The sequence below is a fragment of the Autumnicola aciditolerans genome, assembly GCF_041679265.1.
In the GTDB taxonomy this organism is placed as follows: domain Bacteria; phylum Bacteroidota; class Bacteroidia; order Flavobacteriales; family Flavobacteriaceae; genus Autumnicola.
The window spans coordinates 91284-100066 of the sequence record NZ_JBGFSM010000011.1 but is presented as its reverse complement, the minus strand read 5'-3'; the positions used below and the strand labels follow the sequence as shown (position 1 = coordinate 100066).

The following is an 8783-nucleotide window of genomic DNA, read 5'->3' as shown; positions in this document are numbered from 1 at the left end:
TTACACATAAAAGATCCTTTATGAACCTTCAGCAAGCATCTAACAGAGGCAGCTGGTTTAGCAGAAGGCGTTACTAATAAAATAATTCATCAATCAAAACATCATCATCATGAAAACTTTAGAAAACATCACAGGATTTAGAGATCAAGATCTTACACATAAAAGATCCTTTATGAACCTTCAGCAAGCATCTAACAGAGGCAGCTGGTTTAGCAGAAGGCGTTACTAAGAAAATTGTTCATCAATCAAAACATCATCATCATGAAAACTTTAGAAAACATTACAGGATTAAGAGAAGGAGATTTAACTCATAAAAGGCCTTTTATGAACATCAGGCAAACCGCAAACAGGGATCTTTGGTACTCCCGCAGAATGTACAAAGCCTGATTAATCATCAATCATCATAATTTCCCTTAGGGGAAAGGATTTACATCAAATAAAATTCTGCCTATGTACCTACCTATCAGTTAGCCGGAGGACAACATCATGTCTCCCCGGCTAATTTATTTTTTAAGCTCCTTAATGCCACTATTCCTTAAAATTCCTCTAAAAAGGAAATAACTTTTTAGAAGTCTTCGTTTATTTGCAGCAGTCCTCATTATTATGCTATCAAAACTCAGGAAGTCCCGTAAATTGAAATGGGCATTATACGTTATACTAGGTTTTGCTGCCCTGGCCCTCATTTTCTTTGGCAGCATTTATTTTGGAATGTGGGGAAAAATTCCTTCTTCTAAAGAACTCTCCCGCCTCAAGCAGAGCAAAGCCACACAGGTTTTAGCCTCCAATGGAGAACTTATTGGTAAATTTTACATTTTTGACCGTCAACCGATAAATTTCGAAGATTTACCTGAAGATCTTATCCAGGCTTTGGTTGCTACAGAAGATGTTCGGTTTTTTGAACATGACGGCATAGATAACCGCAGCCTCATGCGGGTATTTTTCAAATCTATTTTACTGCAGGACGAATCTTCAGGCGGGGGAAGCACCATCACCCTTCAGCTGGCAAAAAATATATACGGAAGAAAAGATTACGGAGCCCTGGGCATTGTGATTAATAAAGTACAGGAAGCCATTATTGCCAAACGCCTGGAAGAAATTTACAACAAACAGGAAATTCTTACGCTCTATTTTAACACCGTTCCCTTTAGCGATAATACTTACGGAATAGAAAGTGCTTCCATGAAATTTTTCAATAAACATACCCGGGACCTTTCTCTTGTGGAAGGAGCAGTATTGGTGGGAATGCTGAAGGCTTCGCACTCGTACAACCCAAGAATTTTTCCTGAACGCAGCAGGTTAAGGCGCGACGTGGTATTGATGCAAATGGCAAAGTATGGTTATCTTTCTCAAGCTGAAGCTTTGGCGGCAAAAAGAACAGATCTTGAACTGGATTACAGGAATTACAGCAATAATAAAGGCCTTGCGCCTTACTTTCGGGAACAGGTAAGAAAGGATGTAAGTTTAATCCTGGACACCTTAAAAAATAAAGACGGGCAGAAATATAATATTTACAGAGACGGCCTAATTGTTCATACCACCCTGGATTATAAAATGCAGCAACTGGCAGAAGCAGCGCTAAAAGAACATATGCAGGAACTCCAGGAACAACACGAAAATTCCTATGGAAAAAATGCTCCATGGCTTACTAACAAAACTATACTGGAAGATGCCGTTAAAAAAACCCGCGCATATAAAAATCTGCAAAAGGAAGGTTTGACACATGAAGAAATTATGGTGGAACTTAAGAAAACCAAACCCACCGAATTATTTGATTACACAGGCTCCGTTACCAGGAATGTGAGTGTGGTAGATAGCGTGGCCCATTATCTTAAATTTCTAAATGCCGGGCTTCTTGCGGTTGCTCCGGAAAACGGTGCAGTAAAGGCCTGGGTTGGCGGGGTGGATTTCAGGTATTTTAAATATGACCATGTTTCCATGAGCAAAAGGCAGGTAGGGTCTACTTTTAAACCTATAGTGTACACCGCTGCCCTGGAGAACGGAATGGAACCGTGTACTTATTTTTCTGCTGAAGAAGTAACCTATGAAAACGGGTGGACACCTTCCAATTCTTCTGCGGAAGATGATCCTTACATGAACTATAATCTGAAGACGGCTTTAAGCAGGTCTATGAATACCATTGCCGTAAAAGTGCTGATGGAAACAGGAATACCAAATGTAATAGCTGAAGCCCGAAAGATGGGAATTACCTCCACCCTTCCGGAAGTTCCCTCGATAGCCCTGGGGACAGCCTCATTAAATATAGAAGAACTTGCCGGGGCCTACACCAGCTATGTTAATAAGGGTAGACCCAGTGAACCTTTTTATATCAGCAGGATTGAAGATGGAGAAGGCAACTTGCTGGCAGAATTTAAACCCAAGGTCTCCCCTTCCCCGGCCTTTAGTGAAAATACACGGGAAGTGATGCTTAATTTTATGCAGGCCACAGTTAATGAAGGTACCGCTACCCGGCTTAGGGCTGTTTATGGGCTTCATAATGACATTGCGGGGAAAACAGGGACCACCCAGGATAATAAAGATGGCTGGTTTGTAGGTATTACACCACGCCTGGTCACTGTTACCTGGGTAGGATCAGACGATCATCGCATTGGCTTTAGAAACACCAGAATTGGGCAGGGAGCTAATAGTGCTCTACCTATATTTGCCATACTCATGCAAAAAATGCAGCAGGACGCTTACTTCAGCAAAATTACTAATGCAAGGTTTGGTCCTGTATCTCCAAAGGTTGCAGAAATGCTGGATTGCGAGGCTAAAAAGCGCGACGGATTTTTTAAGCGCCTGTTCTCCGGTAAAAACAAAAATGAGGAAGAGAAGAATTCCGAAGAAAAAAAAGAGAAAAAGGGCTTTTTTAAGAGGTTGTTTGGTAAAAAAGATAAAGACTAAAAAGGCTGTTCAAACATAAAATTTTAAACAGCCTTTTATATAGCGTAATATTAGTCCTAAAATTCTTTATTAATCTGCATCCTGAGTTTCCTGGAATAATCCTCTTCCAGCCAGTCGCGGTAATTTTTGGTGCTTTTGCTAATACAATAAGAATATTGTTTTATTCTGGAAGAAATATCAGGCTTTAGTTCCTGCGCCAAAATCCTGGCATCAAAAACATCCTCGCTGTTTTCCACACACATTTTCACATGTTGCTCCATAGACCATTCTAAAACCGTTTTAGACTTCAGGCCTTTTTTAATCACCTCGTCATAAGCGCTTTCCACGTCATAATCTACATCTTCAGAATTGGCAAATTTCTTCCTTACATCGGGTGGCATTTCATATTTGAATTCCCTTTCTATCTCATCGTCACTCAGCAGATTCTCAAAATAAAAATCGGGAGACCTAAAAATCTGTTTCCAGTCCACAGGTGCGCTCCAGTCCCCAAACCTGGCCATGTTGTTCCCAAGATCTATTACATTAAATTCAGATTTCCCTGGAAGTACCCTGGAACCCCTGCCAATCATCTGGAAATAAAGGGTAAGCGATTTGGTGGCACGGTTAAGAATAATGGTTTCCACGGTTGGTTCATCAAAACCGGTGGTAAGAATACTAACAGAGGTTACAATAGCATCTGGAGTATGCTTAAACCATTTTAAAATATCCTTACGGTCCTGTTTGCTGGTGGTATTATCCAGGTGCCTGATAGGAAGTCCTGCATTTTTAAAGGTTTCATAAACTTCAATAGAAGTGTTTATCCCATTGTTGAAAATGAGGGTTTTTTTGCCTTTGGACCTTTCCATATAAGCATTCAGAAGTTTTTCCTGCATCGAGAAGTTGGAATACAGTTCCTCCGAAGATTTTACCGTATAATCCCCGTTCATCCCAATTTTTAATCCTGAAAGGCCTACATTATAACTAAATGTTTTTGCCCGTGCCAGAAAGCCTTTTCCAATTAAAGACGAAATAGAATCTCCCACTATAAGTTCCCGGTAATTATCCTTCATGGGAAGTTTTATATTGGAACTTAACGGAGTAGCGGTAACCCCAAGAATGAAGCATCTTTCAAAGAACTTGAAGAGTTTTCTGAAGGAGTTATAATGCGCTTCATCAATAATTACCATCCCAATATTCCTTAAATCCAGCTTCTCATCATGAAGCCGGTTATTTAAAGTTTCTACCATGGCCACAAAACACATATATTCATCCTGGTCTGGCAGTTCTTTTACTTTACTATTAATAATTTTGTTGCGTACCCCAAAATCGGTAAGCATTTTAGACGTTTGCTTACACAATTCTATACGGTGCGTAAGTATAAGCACTTTTTGCTTGGTTCTTTGAATATATTCCCTCACGATCTGGGAAAATATCACTGTTTTCCCTCCTCCGGTAGGCAGTTGGTACAGCAGGTTGTAATGTTCAGGATGTTCCTCAATTACTTTAAAAATCTTCTCTATATCCTTCTGCTGATAATCATATAGTTCCTTATCTACTTTCTTATTTTCAATTCCGAATGTTTCGATCTCCATAGGCTTTATTAAGTCTGCAATTTTGCAAAAATAACAGATTTTTAAAGTAAAATAAAGCTTTTCGGCCTAAAACAGGTTTTTTATTTTTTTCGGCCTGCCCATAAAATAGCGATCTGCAGGCATTTTTAAAAAAATTTTCTCTGTATTGTAACATTTTATTTTTATGGTCGTCTTTTTAATAGAGACCAGAATCATCAACTATATCCTCCTGGTCCAGAACGCTCTTTGACTTTAAATTTTTATAACTAAATATTCATCAATCAAATTTTATCATCATGAAAAAAGCAATTTTATTTTTAATGCTGGCTGGATTTTTTGTTTCAGCCCAATCCCAGGTTATTGAACTTGAAGAAACAGAAGTTCAAATGAACTCTGTTCCCCTGACCACTAATTTAAATTCCCGCAAGGCGAGTTTTGTTATTGGAGAAGCTTATACCTCACAATTTCACAACAATGCCCTCGCGTTTGTAAAGAAGAATTTTGATATTCAGGAGTTTATTGAAAACAACAGCAATAAGAATTCCAATTCTTATGAAGTAATTTTTAAATCTCAAAAAGGCTTTATGAAGGTGGTTTATGATGGGGAAGGAAAGATGCAAAGTTCTTATCAAAAATTTAAAAATATTGCACTTCCTTACGAGGTCAGGAATGAAATTTATAGAAAGTACCAGGGTTGGGATGTCACTAAAAATTCTTTTGTGGCTAAGGGAAATAAGGATAATATAGATAAATCTTTCTATAAAATCCAGGTTCAGAACGGGAATAAAAAAGAGCGTTTTAAACTTCCTGTAGCTGAATCTTCTCTGGAAGGACTGGCAAGTAACTAATTGGTTTTTGGTTGAATTAAAAGACGGGAGCTGCAACGCAGTTTTCGTCTTTTATTTTTCATCAAACAGGTCTGAAGACAAATAGCGGTCTCCCCTGTCACAAATAATACTCACCACAAGCCCTTCTTCTAACTCCTGGCAAAGCTTAACTGCGGCCGCAGTGGCCCCACCACTACTCATTCCTGCAAATATTCCTTCTTCAGTGGCTAACCTGCGTGTCATTTTCCTGGATTCCTGTTCACTTACCTCTAAAATACGGTCTACTTTATTTTTGTCAAATATCTTAGGAAGATAGGCCTCAGGCCATTTTCGTATTCCGGGAATTTTGGCTTCATCTGTAGGTTGTACTCCTACAATCTGGATATCTTTATTTTTTTCCTTCAGAAAAGTTGATGTTCCCATTATAGTGCCCGTAGTTCCCATAGAAGAAACAAAATGAGTAATTTTATGCTCTGTTTCCTGCCAGATTTCAGGACCTGTGGTTTTATAATGCGCTTTCCAGTTATCGTTATTGCTGAACTGGTTAAACATAAAATAGTCTCCCTGCTTCACCTTATCTTCAGCATAATCGCGCGCGCCTTCTATTCCTCCTTCAGCACTGGTAAGGGTAACTTTTGCACCATAGGCTCTCATGGTTTGAACTCTCTCCACAGTAGAATTTTCCGGCATTACCAGTTCTATATCCAGGTTAAACATCCCGGCTATCATTGCAAGGGCGATACCCGTATTGCCACTGGTAGCTTCAATAAGTTTGGAATTGCTGTTTATCTCTCCTCTGTCTAAAGCACTCTTTATCATATTGTAAGCCGCCCGGTCTTTTACACTACCTCCCGGATTTTGCCCCTCAAGCTTAAAATACAATGCCACCCCAGGATTTTTCACCAGTGTATTTGCCTTCACAAGCGGAGTATTCCCTATGAGTTTTAAAATAGAATCATTCATTGTTGCGATGTATTTTTTATGTTGATCTGTGGATTATGAGATACCATCGAGCCCTGAGGTACCGATGCTGTTAACCAAACATTCCCGCCAATAATACTATTTGCACCCACAATAGTTTCTCCGCCCAAAATGGTGGCATTAGCATAAATGGTCACATTTTCTTCTATGGTAGGATGCCTTTTTATACTTCTCATCTTGCGATCCACAAAGAGGGCTCCCAGGGTTACCCCCTGATAAACCTTTACATTATCTTTAATTATGGCTGTTTCTCCAATGACCACTCCGGTGGCGTGATCTATAAAAAATGGGGTTCCAATCTGCGCGCCGGGATTAATATCTGTCCCTGTGAGACGATGCGCAAATTCTGTCATTAACCTGGGTACCAGAGGCAATCCAAATTTATAAAATTGATGGCTCAACCTGTAAATGGCAATGGCAAAAAACCCAGGATAAGAAAGGTAAACTTCTTCTACCGAATTTGCCGCAGGATCGTTTTTGGCTATAGCTTCTGCATCCTTATTTAATTTCATTAGGATTTCAGGCAGGCCTTCCAGATATTCCTGCCAGATGTCACGGCAGGGCTTATTGGGTTCCCAGCAAACCAGGTCTGCCAGTTCCTGAAAAATGTTTTCAAGTTCCTCTATATTATCAGCTACCGCAGTATCAACATCAAAAAGGGTGGAAAAAAGCTTCTGAGTAAATTCTTCTGTTTTTTCCTTTATGCTGAATTTTAGATTCGGATGCTTTTTATTTTGCTGAATCTGTTCTATGATAGATTTTTTATTGATAATCGCCACAGGTATGTTTGCATTTTAAATTTTTCAATTTCAAAAATAAGCAATAGCAAAGGAAATTTCGGTTTAATTCTCATAAATGCGGGCATTGCGCATATTTTCTTTAGCGGAAAAATTACAGTAAAAAAGCTGTAGTTAATTATTTCACAATTTCGTAGCGTCTATTTCTCTTTACCGTAAATTTAGGTAGTAATTTTTATTTATTAACCATAATATAAATTCGTCATGGAAGAAAAACAAAAAAAGCAGGACCCTAAAAAGGATAATGCAAAAAGACAGGATCAAAAGAAACAAGATCAAAGTAAAAATGCTCCCAAAAAATAATTTTGGGTTGAATTTTTTTATCAGGCCACCCTTAACAGGTGGCTTTTTTTGTGAACGTTTTCTATTTGCCATCAGCAAAAAGCAGGCTAAAGTTATTTTAGCTACACCAAACTGTTTAAAGTACGTGGGTGGAGTTATTGTATTAAACGATTTTTCTTTTTCCCTGCTTGCCAGAGATGTTATATTTGTAGGTTCTAAATCAAAATTTCTTGAAAGAATACTACCCGTTTTTAAAGACAAATTTTAAACCTGTAAGTTTTGGATGGTTGCTTACCTTTCTTTCTAGTTTTGGGCAAACTTTCCTTATTTCTCTTTATGTTCCTGAAATAATTGAAGCTTTTAATATTACAGAAGGTACTTTTGGAGCTATATACGCCGGCTGTACCGTAGCTGCTTCTTTTATAATGCTTAGCGTTGGCCATACCGTAGACCATATCCCGGCAAAAAAAATTACTGCCTTTACAGTAGCCAGCCTTGCAGTTTCCAGTATCCTGCTTGGATTTTCTTACAGCATAGGCTTATTACTAGTAGCACTAATAGGTCTGCGCCTTTGCGGCCAGGGGTTGTTAAGCCATATTAGTATGACGCTGGTCTCTAAATACTTCAGAAAAAACCGGGGGAAAGCGCTAAGCATTTCCGCATTGGGATATTCTATAGGAGAAGCAATTTTTCCGGTGATTATAGCTTCAATTATTGCTGCGTTTAACTGGAGAATTGCGGCTATAGTAAGTGGTACGGCATTGTTTTTTTACCTCATAAGATTAAAATTTACCAACCTGGGAGGATTTGATAAAGAACTTTCTAAAGAGGTGAAACCATCGGCATTTTCGCTTTTAAAGGATTATAAAGGCGTGGTTTTCAACCAAAAATTCGGGATTATGATGCCCGCAATATTCATGTTGGGCTTTACCAACACCGCAATTTTCTTTTACCAGTATGTTTTTGTAGAAGATAAAGGCTGGTCAGCACAGCTATATGCCACTTTCTTCGTAGTTTACGCGGCTTCAAGATTTTTATTTTCCCTGTTGGGAGGAAGTTGGGTAGATAAATACACGGCCAAAAAAATGTTCTGCTATTACTTAATTCCCATAAATATTGGCCTGCTTCCCTTTGCATTTATGGACAGCATTTTTGGAGCTTTAATTTATCTTATCCTGGCAGGCATCACCACTGGAATGTCCGGCACCGTGAAAACGGCTATTATTGCTGAAATGTACGGACTGGAGAAAATGGGCGCCATTAGAAGTGTTTTTACCATGTTTATGGTAGTAAGTACAGCTTTGGGACCTTTACTGGTTGGATTTTTAATTGATTGGAAAGTGAGCTTCACCAATATTATGCTTCTTATTTTTGGGGCAATGTTTTTGGCAAACCTTAACTCCCAGAGAATACGTAGCTTAAAACCTGAAGTAAAAAATGGCTAA

The 8783-nt window shown here is 38.8% G+C and carries 7 protein-coding genes; 4 read left to right on the top strand and 3 right to left on the bottom strand.

The genetic code is table 11. The features are described 5' to 3' along the window. Positions 1 to 261 precede the first annotated feature (261 nt). Positions 262 to 387 (top strand): hypothetical protein, encoded by a 126-nt coding sequence (locus AB8M93_RS12910; RefSeq protein WP_373058307.1) that lies wholly within the window; start codon positions 262 to 264, stop codon positions 385 to 387. Positions 388 to 603: 216 nt separating this feature from the next. Further along, positions 604 to 2901: a transglycosylase domain-containing protein gene (locus AB8M93_RS12905; RefSeq protein ID WP_373058305.1), complete on the top strand. Its 2298-nt coding sequence runs from the start codon at positions 604 to 606 to the stop codon at positions 2899 to 2901. A gap of 56 nt (positions 2902 to 2957) precedes the next feature. On the opposite strand, the gene AB8M93_RS12900 is transcribed toward AB8M93_RS12905, so the two are convergent. Continuing rightward, positions 2958 to 4472, bottom strand: a complete 1515-nt coding sequence (locus AB8M93_RS12900) for a DEAD/DEAH box helicase (RefSeq protein WP_373058303.1) — start codon at positions 4470 to 4472, stop codon at positions 2958 to 2960. Between the two features lie 275 nt (positions 4473 to 4747). Between AB8M93_RS12900 and AB8M93_RS12895 the strand changes: the two genes are divergently transcribed. Further along, a complete protein-coding gene (locus AB8M93_RS12895; RefSeq protein WP_373058301.1) occupies positions 4748 to 5299 on the top strand; it encodes a hypothetical protein in 552 nt (183 codons plus the stop codon). Positions 5300 to 5350: 51 nt separating this feature from the next. On the opposite strand, the gene cysM is transcribed toward AB8M93_RS12895, so the two are convergent. Beyond that, on the bottom strand, positions 5351 to 6241 hold the full coding sequence (gene cysM / locus AB8M93_RS12890) for a cysteine synthase CysM (protein ID WP_373058299.1): 891 nt from the start codon (positions 6239 to 6241) through the stop codon (positions 5351 to 5353). Beyond that, complete coding sequence (epsC, locus tag AB8M93_RS12885; protein ID WP_373058386.1) at positions 6238 to 7029, bottom strand: serine O-acetyltransferase EpsC; 792 nt, start codon at positions 7027 to 7029, stop codon at positions 6238 to 6240. The genes cysM and epsC overlap by 4 nt, the downstream gene beginning before the upstream one ends. A gap of 539 nt (positions 7030 to 7568) precedes the next feature. On the opposite strand from epsC, the gene AB8M93_RS12880 reads away from it, so the two are divergent. Continuing rightward, positions 7569 to 8783, top strand: coding sequence for an MFS transporter (locus AB8M93_RS12880; protein ID WP_373058297.1), 1215 nt, complete (start codon positions 7569 to 7571; stop codon positions 8781 to 8783).

Excerpts from the sequence above, each read along its gene's own strand:
- AB8M93_RS12910 (WP_373058307.1), top strand. The coding sequence starts at position 262 with ATGAAAACTTTAGAAAACATTACAGGATTAAGAGAAGGAGATTTAACT.
- AB8M93_RS12905 (WP_373058305.1), top strand. The coding sequence starts at position 604 with ATGCTATCAAAACTCAGGAAGTCCCGTAAATTGAAATGGGCATTATAC.
- AB8M93_RS12900 (WP_373058303.1), bottom strand. The coding sequence starts at position 4,472 with ATGGAGATCGAAACATTCGGAATTGAAAATAAGAAAGTAGATAAGGAA.
- AB8M93_RS12895 (WP_373058301.1), top strand. The coding sequence starts at position 4,748 with ATGAAAAAAGCAATTTTATTTTTAATGCTGGCTGGATTTTTTGTTTCA.
- cysM (WP_373058299.1), bottom strand. The coding sequence starts at position 6,241 with ATGAATGATTCTATTTTAAAACTCATAGGGAATACTCCGCTTGTGAAG.